Origin of the sequence: Candidatus Nitronauta litoralis, assembly GCA_015698285.1 — a bacterium.
Lineage (GTDB): Bacteria > Nitrospinota > Nitrospinia > Nitrospinales > Nitrospinaceae > Nitronauta > Nitronauta litoralis.
In genome coordinates, this window is sequence record CP048685.1 from 3,172,060 (window position 1) to 3,188,060 (window position 16,001).

General features: G+C 45.5%; 15 protein-coding genes and 1 tRNA gene. 9 read left to right on the plus strand and 7 right to left on the minus strand.

What is annotated here, in order from left to right; all coding sequences use genetic code 11:
• Positions 1–75 precede the first annotated feature (75 nt).
• The 5 genes from cpaF (at position 76) to G3M70_14445 (ending at position 8,195) form a co-directional block, all read left to right on the plus strand.
• A complete protein-coding gene (gene cpaF / locus G3M70_14425) occupies positions 76–3,183 on the plus strand; it encodes a Flp pilus assembly complex ATPase component (GenBank protein ID QPJ63007.1) in 3,108 nt (1,035 codons plus the stop codon).
• Between the two features lie 23 nt (positions 3,184–3,206).
• Positions 3,207–3,965, plus strand: coding sequence for a response regulator (locus G3M70_14430; protein ID QPJ63008.1), 759 nt, complete (start codon positions 3,207–3,209; stop codon positions 3,963–3,965).
• A 611-nt stretch (positions 3,966–4,576) separates the two neighbouring features.
• On the plus strand, positions 4,577–5,686 hold the full coding sequence (locus G3M70_14435) for a DUF1566 domain-containing protein (protein QPJ63009.1): 1,110 nt from the start codon (positions 4,577–4,579) through the stop codon (positions 5,684–5,686).
• A 67-nt stretch (positions 5,687–5,753) separates the two neighbouring features.
• The gene (locus G3M70_14440; GenBank protein ID QPJ63010.1) at positions 5,754–6,983 is read left to right on the plus strand and encodes a spore maturation protein; all 1,230 of its coding nucleotides are present in this window, start codon (positions 5,754–5,756) and stop codon (positions 6,981–6,983) included.
• A 102-nt stretch (positions 6,984–7,085) separates the two neighbouring features.
• The gene (locus tag G3M70_14445) at positions 7,086–8,195 is read left to right on the plus strand and encodes a hypothetical protein (GenBank protein QPJ63011.1); all 1,110 of its coding nucleotides are present in this window, start codon (positions 7,086–7,088) and stop codon (positions 8,193–8,195) included.
• Here G3M70_14445 and G3M70_14450 read toward each other — a convergent pair.
• Both G3M70_14450 and glpE read right to left on the minus strand, forming a co-directional pair.
• Entirely contained in the window at positions 8,192–8,725 is a 534-nt protein-coding gene (locus G3M70_14450; GenBank protein ID QPJ63012.1) for a DJ-1/PfpI family protein, read from the minus strand. The genes G3M70_14445 and G3M70_14450 overlap by 4 nt on opposite strands.
• Before the next feature lie 2 nt (positions 8,726–8,727).
• On the minus strand, positions 8,728–9,063 hold the full coding sequence (gene glpE, locus G3M70_14455; GenBank protein ID QPJ63013.1) for a thiosulfate sulfurtransferase GlpE: 336 nt from the start codon (positions 9,061–9,063) through the stop codon (positions 8,728–8,730).
• 149 nt (positions 9,064–9,212) lie between these two features.
• Here glpE and G3M70_14460 point away from each other — a divergent pair, with 149 nt between their 5' ends.
• Both G3M70_14460 and G3M70_14465 read left to right on the plus strand, forming a co-directional pair.
• A complete protein-coding gene (locus G3M70_14460; GenBank protein ID QPJ63014.1) occupies positions 9,213–9,731 on the plus strand; it encodes a pentapeptide repeat-containing protein in 519 nt (172 codons plus the stop codon).
• The gene (locus G3M70_14465; GenBank protein ID QPJ63015.1) at positions 9,703–10,260 is read left to right on the plus strand and encodes a lipocalin family protein; all 558 of its coding nucleotides are present in this window, start codon (positions 9,703–9,705) and stop codon (positions 10,258–10,260) included. The genes G3M70_14460 and G3M70_14465 overlap by 29 nt, the downstream gene beginning before the upstream one ends.
• A 117-nt stretch (positions 10,261–10,377) precedes the next feature.
• On the opposite strand, the gene G3M70_14470 is transcribed toward G3M70_14465, so the two are convergent.
• The 5 genes from G3M70_14470 to G3M70_14490 all read right to left on the minus strand — a co-directional run bounded on the left by G3M70_14470 (position 10,378) and on the right by G3M70_14490 (position 13,575).
• Positions 10,378–10,956 (minus strand): carboxypeptidase regulatory-like domain-containing protein, encoded by a 579-nt coding sequence (locus G3M70_14470; protein ID QPJ63016.1) that lies wholly within the window; start codon positions 10,954–10,956, stop codon positions 10,378–10,380.
• 160 nt (positions 10,957–11,116) lie between these two features.
• Positions 11,117–11,782, minus strand: coding sequence for a response regulator transcription factor (locus tag G3M70_14475; protein QPJ63017.1), 666 nt, complete (start codon positions 11,780–11,782; stop codon positions 11,117–11,119).
• A complete protein-coding gene (locus G3M70_14480) occupies positions 11,779–13,098 on the minus strand; it encodes a hypothetical protein (protein QPJ63018.1) in 1,320 nt (439 codons plus the stop codon). Before G3M70_14480 ends, G3M70_14475 begins: the two co-directional genes overlap by 4 nt.
• A 132-nt stretch (positions 13,099–13,230) precedes the next feature.
• Positions 13,231–13,413: a hypothetical protein gene (locus tag G3M70_14485; GenBank protein ID QPJ63019.1), complete on the minus strand. Its 183-nt coding sequence runs from the start codon at positions 13,411–13,413 to the stop codon at positions 13,231–13,233.
• A gap of 84 nt (positions 13,414–13,497) precedes the next feature.
• A tRNA-Pro gene (locus G3M70_14490) sits at positions 13,498–13,575 on the minus strand.
• A 224-nt stretch (positions 13,576–13,799) separates the two neighbouring features.
• Here G3M70_14490 and G3M70_14495 point away from each other — a divergent pair.
• Together G3M70_14495 and G3M70_14500 are read left to right on the plus strand one after the other, a co-directional pair.
• Positions 13,800–14,120 (plus strand): cupin domain-containing protein, encoded by a 321-nt coding sequence (locus G3M70_14495; protein ID QPJ63020.1) that lies wholly within the window; start codon positions 13,800–13,802, stop codon positions 14,118–14,120.
• A gap of 108 nt (positions 14,121–14,228) precedes the next feature.
• On the plus strand, positions 14,229–15,998 hold the full coding sequence (locus tag G3M70_14500) for a radical SAM protein (GenBank protein ID QPJ63826.1): 1,770 nt from the start codon (positions 14,229–14,231) through the stop codon (positions 15,996–15,998).
• Positions 15,999–16,001 lie beyond the last annotated feature (3 nt).

Below are 16,001 nucleotides of genomic sequence, written 5' to 3' on the forward strand. Positions count from 1 at the left end.
TTAACTTGCTAAATAGTACGATAAATTCCATCATCTAATAAGTGTAAATAAAGCTGTAAATACAGGAAATCTGGAATGCCACTCATTACGCAAAAAAAGGGAGGCGGAGGTGGATCGGAAGAACTGCCTCCCAAGTCCTCTGCCAAGGATTCTGTTAAGAAAAAGGGTCCGGAGAAAAACAAACACCATGAACTTTCAGGGACCGGACTATCCCTCGAAGAAGCAATAAAAAATGCTCAGGAAGAGGACACCGGAAAAGCTAAAGATGAAAGTCCTGAGGTCAAAAATGAACAGCGCCAGGCAATAACCCCGTCCCCTCCGGGAAAAGAGCTTTCTCAAGAAGAGCGGCGTGATGAGGAAATGCGCAAAAAATGCGGAGGGCGGCGGGTCTCCGACCGGATCAAACCCCTTTTGGCACAACTTGTTACCCTTGTATCTTCCGATAATATTACAGAAGCCTTTTTAAACCTTTCCGATGAAATTAAAGAGTTTTTTGATTCGGAATACCTGATCGTTTATTCAATTGACTCCAAAAATAATCAATTGGTTTCGCGCAATCTGATTTCCGATCGTATTGAGGAAAAGAGGTTGCCAATCACCAATGATAATTTGCCTGGTTATGCGGTTAAAAACGAAACGGCTCTCAATATATTCAACGTTGATAATGAGGAAGATCTAAAACGTTACCCTGGTCTGAAACACGACAGCACCTGGGATAAAAAACTGGGTTCAAAAACCAAACAGGCTTTGGTTGTTCCAGTTTTTTATGAAAAGAAAACCCTGGGTGCAATTGAAATTATTAATAATCGTACTGGAGAAGAATTTTCCGATCAATTTCTTAAGCTTGCCCAGGAAATGGCCAAGGCTCTGAGTCGCCCACTTGAAAAGCTTAGACAAGAAGAAATTAAGGAGAAGATTCAAGACCTGGGTCTGCTCATTCAGCAAGCGAGTGCGATGGATGAATTGTTTATCAAGCTGATTGACCCAATGAAAGAAATATTTTTGTCTGAGTCTATCGCCATTTATGCCCTTGATAAGGAAAAGGGGGAAATTTTTTCTAAAGTCAAAACGGGGGAGGAAATCCAGGAAATCCGATTGACAGTTGGCCCTTCGAGTGTTGCAGGGTGGGTTGGCCAGGAAAAACGTATGGTGAACGTGGCCGATGTGTATGACTCCAAGAGCCTGACCCAGTACCACCCGGAATTAAAATTTGATAAAGCCTGGGATGAAAAATCCGGTAATAAAACAACATCAATGCTTTGTTGTCCCATGCTCTATGAAAATAATGTGATGGGAGTGGTCCAGCTTACCAATCGGGTAAACGCAGAACGATATAATAATCACGACGAAAAGAACCTGATCACAGTTTCTCAAATGCTAGCCATTTCCCTTTACAACAATAAGAAGTTCATGGGAAACCGGCCAACCAAATTCAGTTATTTGGTCAACAACGGATTCCTGACTGCCGAGGAACTGCAAAAGGCGATCGCTAAAGCCAGAAAGACACAATCAGATGTGGAATCTGTGCTGATCGATGAGATAGGTATTAAGGCTAAAGAATTAGGCAAGTCTTATGAAAATTATTTTGGTGTTCCTTACTTTGGCCATAGCGATGACATTGTGCTTCCTAAAAGGTATTTCGAGGGGTTAAACCGGAAACACATGAAAAAACATTTTTGGGTGCCCATCCAAAATGATGAGAACCTGGCGGTGATTCTGATCGATAATCCTTCGGATATGGACAGAATCAGAAGCATCAAGATGATTTTTCCCAGGAAAGAAATACAGTTTAAGGTAGGTCTAAAGTCTGATATTCAAAAGTTTCTTTCGGGAACCTTGTCAGATGAACCCGCCGAAGAGGTCGATGATTCCGCACCGCCTCCAAGCGAAGATATGTCTGAACTTTTAGAATCCTTGATGAGCGAAGCAGACGATGTCGATGTTATGGAAGGCGATGAGGATGAAGAAAGTGCTATTACCGAGGGCGACAGTTCTATTGTCAGATTGGTTAATAAAGTTATCACCGATGCTTATGACCAGGGAGTTTCTGATATCCATATTGAGCCCGGGATTGATAAGAAGGAACTGAGAGTTCGCTATCGTAAAGAAGGAGATTGCGAAATAATCCAGAAAATTCCATCCATGTACAAGCAAGCCATGATATCGCGAATCAAAATTATGTCCCGCCTGGACATTGCTGAGAAAAGGTTGCCACAGGATGGGAAAATAAAAATGAAATATGGCCGAAAGCAGATTGAATTGCGGGTAGCTACATGTCCAACCGTGGGAGGAAATGAAGATGTAGTCATGCGTATTCTGGCTGCGAGCAAACCTTTTCCTCTGGACGCAATGAACTTCTCTCCACCAAACCTGGAAATTCTTGAACGCAATGTTGTGAAACCCTATGGAATTTTTCTGGTGGTCGGGCCCACGGGTTCCGGCAAAACAACGACACTCCATTCCTGTCTGGGATACATCAATACTCCAAAGAAAAAAATATGGACTGCGGAGGACCCTGTCGAAATCACACAGGAAGGGTTGCGCCAGGTCCAGATGCAAAACAAGATTGGCCTTGATTTTTCTCGAGCCATGCGTTCATTTTTGCGCGGTGACCCGGACGTCATTATGGTGGGTGAAATGCGGGATGTGGAAACCTGCGCCATTGGTATTGAAGCTTCACTTACAGGCCATCTGGTTTTTAGTACTCTTCATACGAACTCTGCCCCTGAAACAGTTTCACGGCTTATTGATATGGGGATGAATCCCATTAACTTTGCAGATGCCTTGTTGGTGATTCTTGCTCAGCGCCTTGTGAAGACTCTCTGTAAACATTGCAAAGAAGACTATCATCCTTCAAAACAGGAGTTCGATAATCTGGTAGAAGAGTACGGTGAAAAATGGTTCCCGCGGTTAGGAATTGAATACAATGACGACCTTATGCTTAAACGCCCAAAAGGGTGTAAAAAATGCGGAGATTCGGGTTACTCCGGTCGGACCGGCCTTCATGAGGTGATGGAGGGGACCGCCATGATGAAGCGTTTGATAATGAAAAAAGCTTTGGTTGAAGAAATCAGAGAACAGGCAATTCAAGACGGTATGTCCACTCTGAAGCAAGATGGTATTTACAAAATTTTTAAAGGTGACTGTGACTATAAACAGGTTGCCGCAGTTTGTATTGCCTGATAATTATATTCAATGGGAACCTTATGGAAACCGGGAAGCCAGAAAATTATCCAACCCCTTCTGTTAAAAGCGAACTCCTCCAAAATTCAGTAAATGTCCTCGTTATTGAGCAGGACTCGGTTTCACTCCAACTTCTAAGTCGTTTAATCGAAAAAGCTGGTTATCCCTATGCGCTCGCAGGCTCCTGGGAGGACGTATCTGAAAAATTACATTCATTTCTCCCAAACGTAATTATTTTGGGACAGGCTCAAACACAGCTGGGTTTGCAAAGTCAGGTCGACTGTCTTCGGCAGGAAAGTGAAGTAGAGGATGTCAAAATACTTGTGATAGAACAGCATGAGAAAATTTCGCCTGCTGGAGCGACTCTATTACCTCGCCCACTGGACTGGGGGTATGTTAAGAAAATTCTTGAAGAAACTACCAGCGAGACTATTCGAAAAACTGCATTATTAATCAATCCGGATACCTTGTTTAACACAGTTCTGGCCCGCCAGTTTGCCAGGTTAGGGTGGCTGGTTGAATCGACTCCCCTGATTCAGTCGGCCCGAAGCTTTCTCGAAAATAATTCTGTCGATATCATTTTCATGGAAACTCAGCTTGGGATTAATGAAATTATACAAGTGGCGGAACTGGAAAAAAATGTGCCTCTGTTTTTACTTGCAACCAGAAAACTAAATCCTCAAGAAAAATTGAAGTTGTCAAAATTTCATTCTGTGATTTTTAAACAGGGACATTTTAGTATCAGAGAATTGAGAGATGCTCTGGATAGTCTTGAACATTGAATTAAGCCGGTTCATTTTTCCCTTTTGCCCGTTGGGTAGGCAGGGGGGGGCTCCAGGCTTGGGAAAAATACACTTTTCGGGCTGGCCCGCAGAATAAACTTGTCCTTTTCAGTTGCCCCTTCCATGTTCCGGTCCAGAAGAAAACGCCATTGGGCTTTTTCCCCCGGTCTATGCGGCCTTCCTTTTACCAGAATGCCTCCACGATGAGGATTGTTGACAAGGAAAAGTTTGGTGTTTTTCCCTTTCTTTACTTCCTTCGAGGCAGGGATTCTGTAAACCCAGGCAAAAATCTGGGATAAACTGCGCGGATTGTGGTTTTTAATTTTAAAAATAATATGACTGAAGTCTTCGGCAAGAATATACTTTTCGGAAAAAGCAATTGTGCCTGTTCGGATAAAATTTTCCTCCTCGTTTTTACCCTCACCCCAGACAGGGTTCGGAAAAAAAATCAGGAGGCACAAAAAAAGATGTAACTTATTGACAAGTTTTGAGTTCATATGATCGGTTGTTAAAAATGCTGGATTTTTTTCTTATTAACCCTGAGCCTAATTGGGTGTTTGCCAATTAGTTGGGCCTCCTTCATTTAACCAAGCCTTGAGACAGGATTCAAGATGGCCGAAGAAATAGATTACGTTGGGGAAGAAGCAAAGGATGGCGAGGATGAGAAAGGGGAGAAACCATCCAAAAAGAAAAATGCCACCCCTCGTTTGCTTCTGGTAGATCCGGATAAGAAGTTACATGATCTGGTCCCCAAAGTGGCGGCAGGCGCGGGGATTGTTGTGGACCATGTTGATACAGGTGAGGAAGCCTTGGAGGTTTTGCAATCCAAAGGGCCTTTTTCAGTAATTTTGACGGAACAAACTGCCACCGGCCTCCGTGGGGCCGAGGTTTTGAGTAAGGCCAAAAAGCTTTCACCCCATACAGCACGGATCCTTTGCTCCTCCAAGGTCGATGTCAAGTCGATTGAGGAATCCATAAATCTTGGGGAGCCTTTCCGCTTTCTGAAAAAGCCGTTGGACAATAAATTATTATTAAAATGCGTGCAGGAAAGTCTTCGCGAATATAACAAAAATGTATCGATTGCCGGTCAATTAAAACTGTTGGATAAATTGACTGGTGAATTCAAATCTTTAAAATCTGAGGGAAAAGAACAAAAATCTCAAATCGCCAGTTTAAAAAAATCTTTGCGTGCAGTTGTGATTGGGGTCGGAATGATTGTGGTTACCATTGCTGGTGGGTATGGTGTCAACGCATATTTGGAAGGCCGGGAAATTGAAGAAGGGAGTGTGAAGTATGGGACCTGGGTTTTGTACCCCAACCGGACTGCCAAAGATACCAGCACTGGCAAAACCTGGATGTCGGTCGATTTCCGAAATATAGAAAAACGCGCACCCAAATCCTGGAATGAAGCCAATGAGTGGATTATAAAAATGAACGAAAAAAAATTTGGTGGTTTTTCTGACTGGCGGTTGCCTACTCTGGAAGAGTATAAAGCGACATATGATCCAAATCACATCAAGACCGCATTTGAAAATCGAGAAAATTATAAAGTAGGTTATCCTCTGGCTTTTGAAGATGGTGGAGGCTACGGTTATTGGTCTTCTACGACCACCTCGGAAAATAACGCAGGTTATTTTTTCTTTATTGGGGGTTACGATAAAATGGTTGCCAGGGATTTCACAAGCCCTGCTATGAGCGTTCGACTGGTTCGAGATGGATGATCACACCGTGTTCTACCACCTTAAATACTTCCACAACAAAACCTTCCTCCTTTTCTAAGGGATCCCATTGCTGAATTTTATATGGGCGGGGTTTTTTATAATTGCCTTTATCTCCGCACTTTTCCAACTGATTATTTGGGGTGATACCCAGGTTTTCGTTCGCCTGATGGATTCTGTTTTTTCCATGTCGCGCCTGGCTTTTGAAATTTCTCTCGGGCTCATCGGGGTCATGGCATTCTGGCTTGGCATCATGAAGGTAGGGGAAAAAAGCGGATTTCTGGATGCTATCGTGCGTTTTCTTCGGCCTTTGTTGAAAAGGCTTTTTCCGGGAGTTCCTGCAGACCATCCCGCTATGGGATCAATGTTATTAAATCTATCCTCCAATGCCCTTGGGTTGGACAATGCGGCCACACCGCTTGGACTCAAAGCGATGCAGGACCTGCAGTCCTTGAATCCAGACCCGGAAAGAGCAACAAACGCCCAGATTCTTTTCCTTGTACTCAACACTTCTTCGGTAACTCTTTTCCCGGTCACTGTGTTTGCTTTTCGCGCTCAACAGGGAGCCGAAAACCCTACAGATGTATTCATACCTATTTTGTTTGCCACCTTTGCCTCAACCCTTACTGGCCTGCTTTTTGTGGGGTGGAACCAGGGGCTGAAGTTGTTTGATCGTGTGGTGTTGAGCTATCTGGGTGGGTTTTTCCTTTTTATGGCAGCGCTCCTCCTTTACTTCGTAAACTTGAACCAGGAGGCAATGCAGTCACAATCAGCTTTTCTGAGCAATTTTCTTCTTTTCAGCATAATTACCGGGTTCATCAGTGGAGCACTTGTTAAGAAAGTTAACGTGTTTGAGGTTTTTATAGAAGGAGCCAAAAAAGGGTTTGATGTAGCCATCACCATCATTCCCTATCTTGTGGCCATGCTGGTGGGAATCGGCGTTTTCCGGGCGTGTGGAGTGCTCGATGGCTTGCTCGATTTGATGCGGATATTTGTGTCTGTCATGGGTGGAGATACTCGGTTTGTGGATGCACTTCCGACCGCAGTGATGAAACCATTCAGTGGTAGTGGGGCACGTAGTCTGATGGTCGAAACCATGCAAGCCCATGGTGCAGATTCCTTTGCTGGAAAACTGGTAGGGATTGTTCAGGGGAGCACAGAGACTACATTTTATGTGGCTGCTTTATATTTCGGTGCAGTCAAAATTAAGAACACGAGGAATGCGATTCCTTTTGGCCTGGCCGCTGATTTCGCCGGGATCGTGGCTGCTATAGTTTTAGGGTATCTGTTTTTTGGCTAAGAACGTTTCCAATTAAAAGGTATCTTCCCAAATGTTGACAGGGAATAGGGGACTCCGTATGATCACTTTTGTTCTTTTTTGATTCGAGGTGAATAAAAATTTATGAAAAGAGTTAGTCTTTCCAAGTCCCTGATTCAGCGGGCTACAATTCTGGGTTTGTTCCTTGCTGTTTTGGTAACTTCAGGTTGTGCCGGAGTAGGCCATGGTCGTATCGAAGGGGAACGAAGTAATTATAATGTAGCCATCCAACGCTCTAACGATGAACAGTTACTGCTAAACCTTGTTCGCTTACGGTACAGAGACACTCCCTTTTTTCTCGAAGTCAGCAGTGTTGCCACCCAGTTCACCTATAGCGCCGGTGCTAATGCCGGAAGTCGATTGGAATCCGGCGTAAAGGGGATATTCAATCTGGGAGCTGACGCGGCCATAGAGGAACGACCTACGGTGACTTATGCACCTTTACAGGGGGAAGATTTTATACACCGTTTTCTGTCCCAGGTCCCCATGCAGACCATCGTGTTGCTGGCGCGCACCGGTTGGAGTCTGGAAAGGGTGTTTAGAGTGTGTTTTCAAAACCTGGGGCCACTAAAAAATGCACCCAATGCTTCAGGGCCCACTCCCGCCACCGCTCCGGAATACGAGCCATTTCTGAAGGCAGCCAAGCTTGTTCGAGCAATAAATCTGAAAAACGGGCTTCAGGTATCCCTGGGGGAAAATGGAACTATCTCCGGCCTGGTCCTGCAACTTAATGATCGTGGCAGGAAATTACCGCAGACAAAGGAACTTCTTCAACTTCTGAAAATGCCTTTAGATTCGAAACAAATCTTTTTCACCACCCAACCGGTACCGGACAACAAGCCTTATTTGAGGGCGGAAGCAAGATCGTTGATTGGCATCATGTATTATCTGTCCCATAGTGTAGACACACCCGAAGCAGACCGGGAAAGGGGGCGTGTCACCGTTACACGAGATAAGGACGGGAAATTGTTCGACTGGGATCTGGTTACGGGCGACCTGATGCATGTTCGCACCTCACACTCGAAACCTGAAAACGCAATCGTAGCCGTGGAGTATCGTGGTGAATGGTATTTCCTGGATGACACAGACCTCGGCTCTAAATCAACTTTTTCCATGCTGGGTCAATTGTTTTCCCTGCAATCCGGTAATGCGAAAGCGCTTACTCCGACCCTGACCCTGCCGGTGGGAAACTAGATTTTCAGCTTCGAAAAAATCAAGGTGAGCAGTTCCTCAGCAGCTCCCGCCCCTTGAGCGCTCAAGATATTTCCTGTCTCCGTTATGGTCTCATCTGATCGGGCGATCATGGCATCATCAAGTAATTGGATGAATTCAGGTGTGTTGGGGCCCGATGCTTCTCCGGTCAGGATATTGGCTTGAGCAAGCGAACCAACACCGAAGCCAATTCCCGCAACTGTTTTCCCTGCCCGGGCATGGTCCGTCAAAATCTGAGGCAAAATATCATCCGTCCAAAGCGACTTAAGTGCTCCCTTACCGCCAGTAACGATGACTGCATCATATTTCATTCCTACGCCTTCCTGCTTGTTCCAGTCCGCCAGCATACCATCCGGCGTAAATTTGGTTTTGTTAATCCCTGTGGCTTCTTTCCCGGTTCGCGACAAGGTAAAAACCCGGCATCCGGCTTCCTGGAAACCATCGCGCAATGGAAACAGTTCTTCTTCCGAAAACTGATTACGAGGCATTACTAGTAAAACGGTTGAAGGCATGTTCATTCATCCTCAGATGGATTGCCCGTTTCAGCGGGATAAGTTTGTTTCCATTCTTCGAATCCACCCATCATGCTGTGGACATCGGTGAAACCGTTTTCCATGAAAAAACCAGCCGCTCCCTGACTTGAGTTCCCGTGATAACAACAAATCACCACGTTGCCGTCCTTATCCAGGGATTCCATAGCCTGCTTCACAGTTTCATTATCTATATGCTGGGCAGTGGGGATGTGGCCCATGGCGTAGGTCATGGGATCGCGTATGTCCAGAATGGTGGTGGATTTATCGTCGAGCCATTGTTTGACCTGATGAATATCGACCTGACTGATTCCTGGCATGAAAGCCTCCGTATAAGGGGTTATCTTCTTTTGGAATTATGATGCGAATTACGGGTTCCAGGTGCGAAAAATCAGGTATCATATGGTTTCTTTTGCAAGTAATCCGGCCAGACCGGTTAACAAAACTTCAAAACGTGAAGGAATGTACTATGCCAAGTCAGGATCAGGTGGATAATTTAAAGAAAGGGGTAGAAGGCTGGAACCAGTGGCGTGAGGCCAATCCAGATAGTGAGGTGGATCTTTCTGAAGGTGATTTGCGTGGGGCTAACCTGAAAGGCGCTAATTTAAGTGGAGCCAATATGTCTGGGGCAAAATTTCAGTTTTCAAATTTATCCGGAGCCCAGATGGAGAAGGCCAATCTCGCCCGTGCCAAGTTTCAGGAAGTCAACCTACAGAATGCCCAGTTGCAGGGGGCTGTGGTAACCCATTGCAATTTTATGGAAGCCAACGTGCAGGGGGCAAGTTTTGAAGGGGCAGATTTATCAGGGTCCCAGTTTAACGATGATGTGTTTTTTATGAAAACAAATCTGAAGGGCGCGAACCTGACAGACGCCTCAGGTTTGCATCCAAATAATATTCAGGGTGCTATCCTGGATAAGGAAACCATTCTTCCTGATTACCTGAAGGACGATCTTGACGATGAGGATTTTCTCAATTCGTTTTTATAAGAGAATCATCCAGGTAGGGCTCGTCATTTTTATGGCAGCTTGCGCCCATGCGCCGGATACGTCCAAGCCTCCCCTGGTTGTGGTGCCTTACGTGGACTATAAACAGTATGTGGGTACCTGGTACGAGATAGCTCGTTTCACTCATTTTTTCGAAGAGGGTTGTGTCGCAGCAACGGCGACTTATCGGTTAATGCGCGATGGGAAACATATAGAAGTCATTAATCGCTGTCATGAGGGAACTGTCGATGGTCCTTTGAAGGAAGCCCAGGCAAAAGCGTGGGTGGAAGACCCGCCGATTCAGGCTAAGTTGAAAGTTCAGTTCTTCTGGCCCTTTGTAGGTGATTACTGGATTATTGATCTGGCACCTGACTACCGGTATGCTGTTGTGAGCGCCCCGGACCGGGATTATCTCTGGATTTTAAGTCGTACTCCTCAAATGAATCCTACCGATTACGATACAGTGATTGCGAATCTCAAGACTCAGAGGTTCGACCTGACCCGACTGGAACACCCGCCCCAAATTAGATAGGTTGCGGATATTTAAAGTGTCCTTTCATCCGGAACCAAAAAAGAAAGGCCTGCCAATTTACTGGCAGACCTTTTTGTAACTCACATTTCTGTTAAAACTATTGCATTATTCTCAGGATTATTGAACCTGAATTAATTTAAGTCCCTCGCTGACGGTGTAGACCGGAGGCCTTTTCTGTTCCCGCGCATTTTTTTCAGATTCCCGGGCCTCGGACTTTCTGGCCTTGATATTGTGCCAGCTTGAAGAACAGGTGAAACCACCTTTCGGGCAACGTATTTTGGAAGCTTTTTTGACCGTTGACGTATTGGCCAGGATGCCCTTTTTTTCTTTTTCTGTTACACAAACTTTGATGGAGTCCAAATGAGTGACATTCCCCTCTTTGACGGGAATGTTTTGAACTTCTCCGATTTGCCGGTCTTCAATTTCCAGATCCAGTTTATAGGTACCCGTCGGCACCCAGTGCAGGTGGAAAGTGCCATCGGCACTGATGCGGGTGGCAATGGATTTACCCGGAACATGGAGAAGGACATTTTCGAGTACATTCTGTTTCGTACAATTTTGAACACGACCCTGAATTTCGCCATAGGTTTTTGGTGTATTCAGAGATTGAAAGAATACATTCTGGCTCATTTCGGCATTTGCAGATGTCGTTGCGAGAAATATAGTTAAACAAGCCAGGGTAATTTGTTTTCGCATGGTAACCTCCTGTAACTTGAAAAAGTAATTAATAAACTTTGGGTTCTACAACCCCTGCCTGTTTCTAAAATAAAATTTTAGGGGAGGAGAGACAAGTGGAGGAATGATGAATCAGGTTGTCCTTAAACCTTCAAAACGGGTTGTCGTAAAAATACGACACTCAGAGGGGAGGGCCCTCAACCAGCCCTTGCCGCATTGCATACTGGATGAGTTCGGCTGTGCTTTTCATATTCATTTTCTGTAAAATTCTTGCACGATGGGTGCTGACGGTTGTGATCCCAACATTAAGTTCTTCGGCAATTTCCTTCAGTTTTTTTCCAGAAGAAATCATAATAAAGACTTGAAACTCGCGATCACTAAGGCTTTCATGAAGGTCATCGGGGGGCTTGGAGGAGCCGATTCCGGAGATCAGGATATCGGCCAGTTCAGGACTTACATATTTCCCCCCGAGACTCACTTTGCGGATGGCTTTCAGAAGGTCTGTCGGTGCGGCGCTTTTGCTGACATAGCCTGATGCTCCCCCTTTAATAAATCGAGGTCCATATTTTTCTTCCGGAAATATACTGAGGATAATGATTTTGACCCGCGGGTGGGAATGTTTCAAGTCCGATAAAATATCCCAGGCATTTTTTCCGGGCATTTCGATGTCCATTACCAGCACATCCGGGGAAACCTCTTTGAGTTTTTTTAATACCTCGTCTCCAGATTCTGCCTGAGATATTAGTTCAATATCACTGGCTTTTGAAAGTACCTTTTCAATCCCCTGGCGGACAATCCCGTGGTCGTCTGCAATCATTACAGATATTTTGTCGCTGGAATTTTTCATTTTTCAAGTGGAAGGATTGCCCGGACACAGGTCCCTCCATCAGCTCCTCTGGAAATTGTCAATTGCCCCGCCAGTTTTTGAACCCGTTCCATCATTCCTCTCAACCCCAGGGATTCCGCAGCGGGAACCCGCGCGGGATCGATCCCAACACCATTGTCCAGAACTTCCAGAACCGTGTTGTTATCCTGATTGTACAATTTTACGCTTACTTCTGTGGCCTTGGCGTGCCGCAGGATATTGGTAAGGGCTTCCTGGAAGATTCTAAATAAAGCGGTCGCTTGCTCTTCCTTCAATTGTATTTGAGTATCCAAACCAGTTAAATCGAAATGAATGCCATATTTCAGGTGGTCCTGGGCATGTGACCGGATAGCTTCGCCAAGCCCAAATACATCAAGTATTTGTGGCCTCAACTCAGTAGATATTCGTTGAACGGATTCGATGGTTGCGTCTACAAGGTGTGACATCCCCTGGACCGTCTGAATTTCAGGCAATTTTTTATCAATCAAATCTTCCTCAAGACAGGTCAAATCAATTTTTAATGCGGTCAGTGATTGCCCTAATTCATCGTGGACTTCTCGGGCGATTCTGGTTTTTTCTTCTTCGCGAATGGCCTCAAGCCGGTGGTAAAGGTTCAGCATCTGTTCCCGGTTTTCAAGGATTTCATCGACGAGGGGGTTGGTGAGTTTCCAAAACAGAAAAATACCGATGCTCATGACGCCAACTCCGAGAAGAAGCGTCCATAAACCAGCCTGATAAAAAGGGGTCCGAATTTCATCCAGATTGATTTTTGCAACCAGGGCTAGATCAAGTCCCTTGATAGACTCATAAGCTGCCAATACTTCGATATTTTGATAATCCCTGGCGATCATGGTTCCCGATTCACCTTGAAGTGCAAGCAAAATATAAGGTGATCGATCTGTAGTCAGAGGGATGGATTCGGGTACCGCCAGAGTGGAATGCCTATGACTTAACAAGAAGACAATTTTTTCTCCCTCTTTGCGTGCCAGAAGAAATTCGCCACTGTTGCCAAAACCCTTGAACTTTTTGTGGGCTTCTATGAACTGGCTCAGAGTTGCCGCTTCTGTTCCGCCTGGAAAATTGTGGCTATACTCAGAATCAAAACTCGCTACCGCCTCCATTAAACGGGCCTGGCTTTGTGCAGCTTCAACAAGCCGGGCCTGCTCTTCTTTAAATGCAGCCCTGTACAAAATAAAAATCGCAAGAAAGGCGACCACGAGAGAAACAGCCATGAGGATGCCCACTAGATAAAGTCGTTGACGGCTTGCATCAAGAAGGCGGATCCTGAACTGGGGCATGAAATTCCCTTCCAGAAACAGCATGAACATAGAATTTAGTTTATCACGGTGGAAATCAGGTTGTGAGGATGAAGGGAGAAGGGAGAAAAAAGAAATTTCAAGGGGGATTAAAGTTAAGCCCCTTCTAAGTAATTATTTTTCGGGAAGGTAGCGTGCCAGGCGGAAATCGAAATTTTTAAACTCTGTTTTGAGTTCATCCAGCGTTTCTTTACCAAAGCGTTTTTCCTGGAAGGTTTTGTCCGCCTGGGGCCACCAACCGTCCTTTTTGTTTTTCATCTTTGATTCAATAATCCAGATTTCTCTTACTGGTTCCACAAAAAAACCTCCATTGTGTTTCAAGCGAAGTAAAGGCGTTGGTGGTAGGGAAAAGGGATGGTTTGAGCTGTTTTTTAGAAAAGTTGGTCGGGGCGAGAGGATTTGAACCTCCGACCCCCTGGACCCCATCCAGGTGCGCTAGCCAGGCTGCGCTACGCCCCGACACTTTTCAGTCCTGTTTTTGCTTTCACTTACTTGTTTTAACAACTGCGGATTTTGCAGGATAGACCTCTAACTGTCAACAGGCAATTCCGGGATTCCTCGAAACCCCCTGCCTCCAATCTAATATGGGCCATACCCAGATTTCCCGCCATTTCATGGAAGCCTGCAAATGTGTTAAAATTTCCCCTTAAATATTTGGTGTTTGGAAGGGAGTCAGGTGAAACATGAAAGTATTGAAAGTACGTGATCAGGTGGCGTTTAAAGCCGAAAAGATGAGCAAGGTCAGCCTTTTCGATTCGGAGCGCTTCTTTTGTGATATATACTGTCTTGAACCGGGTCAACAACAGAAAGTTCATGCTCATGAGGGCTCGGATAAAGTTTATTATGTCCTTGAAGGTAAAGGCAAAATTACGGTTGGAAGTGAAACAAGGGAACTCGGGGCTGACGAGATCACCATGGCTCCATCCGGAGATGAACACGGCGTCGTGAATGACTCGGGCGAGAAACTTGTTTTGCTGGTGTTCATGGCACCCAAACCGCAATAAAGGGTAAAGCACTTATAAGAAATTGAACTGGGCAACATGCAGGTAAAAGGCTTAAAAACCTGCGCGTTGCCAACACAAAAATTCAGAAAAATTAAAGGTTCGCGTTCAATGATCTATCTGGTTTTCCCTTCATCCTGGCATCCCTCCCAACCCTATCTGAGTTTGCCTGCTCTCAAAGGGTTCCTGCACCAGAATGGTATAGAAGATGTTGTGCAGCGTGACCTTGCCATCGAGCTGCTCGACCATCTTTGTTCCTGGGAGAAAACCAAACCCCTGTTTTCCAGAATTCAGGATGAATTTGAAGAACTGAGGCGCAAGGCGTATCTCACCGATTTCCAGCGTGAGAAAATCCAGAAACTGGCAGAAGCCATCGAGATCATCCCGTCCCTTGCCGGTCAGATAGACTCTGCCAAGGTATCCCTGCGCGGACCCGAATTTTATGATGTTGACCGTTATATGGAGAGCCTCAAGATTATCGATGTCTGGCTCGACAATATTCTCGCAGCTTACTTCCCATCACAGCTAACAGTCATCGGCAGTCAATTACGCTGGTCTCCCTACGCGACTCAGGAAATTCTGGAATCCTTCGAGCATCCGGAAGAAAACTTTTTCTACGATCTGTATCAGAAACACTATGTGCCGGAGATCATCAAGGAGGACATCGAATTATTTGGCATTTCCATCACTTCGGTTGAACAGGTCCTGCCGGGTTTGAGTCTGGCACATCAGATCAAGAAAGCACGCCCGGAAGTTCATATCACGGTGGGTGGCAGTATTTTCACCAAACTGGTCGATGTTCTCGAAAAGGGATCGCCTCTTTTCGATTTTGTCGACAGCTTTGTGGTGCACGAAGGCGAGACGCCGTTACTCAAACTGGTCGAGGCGGTAAGGTCTGACAAGGATTTTTCCAAAGTCCCGAACCTTGTTTATAAAGATGGCGACACGGTCAAGGTTAACCGCCCATTTTATAAAGAAGAACTCAATGCGTTGCCGACACCTGATTTCGATGGGATGCCCTTTGATTTGTATCTGACTCCTGAGCGGGTTTTGCCGGTGATGGGCTCCCGTGGTTGTTATTGGGAGAAATGCGCTTTCTGCTCCATTCCGTTTGATCACATCGACTTCCACGTGCGTTACGCCGAAACCGTGGCCAATGATTTTAAAAATTTGCAGGAAAAATACGGCTGTAACTATTTCTTCTTCACCGATGAAGCCCTGCCCATCAATTTCCTGAAGACCTTTTCGCAGAAACTGGTCGACATGGAACTGAATGTCCAATGGACGGGGGAGTTGAAATTTGAAAAGAGCCTGCTTAAAGAAAACCGGATGGAGCTGTTATATCGTTCGGGGTGTCGCAAGCTGATCTTCGGTATGGAGTCCTACAACCAGCGAGTACTGGATTTCATGAAGAAGGGCTGTCCGGTGGAAGTAATCGACGAGACGGTCGAACAGTGCATGGATATTGGGATCGGCATCCACCTGTATATGCTGATCGGGTTCCCGACCGAAACCCGGGAAGAAGTTTATGATTCGGTCAATTTTGTATTGAACAACCCCAAACTGCTCAACTCTCCAGGCTTCTCCTGCATCACGTCCCAGTTTGATCTGGAGAAGGGCACTCCAATGGCAAAAAGCCCGGATGAATATCATGTGTACAATTTAAAAGGTCCTGAAGGTCACGACCTGGCACTGGGATATTCGTATGATATCAATGTTGGATTGACTGCAGAAGAGGCGACGGAGCTTTATCAGGAAGTCCTGGCTCGGCTCAGTCAGGAAGTCTCAACCTTCCCGCATAATTACTCGCTGGCCGATGGGCTGCTTTACCTCGGCCACCACGAGAGAGAAAATATTGAGCAACGTCTGGCTGCGTTTTAATAT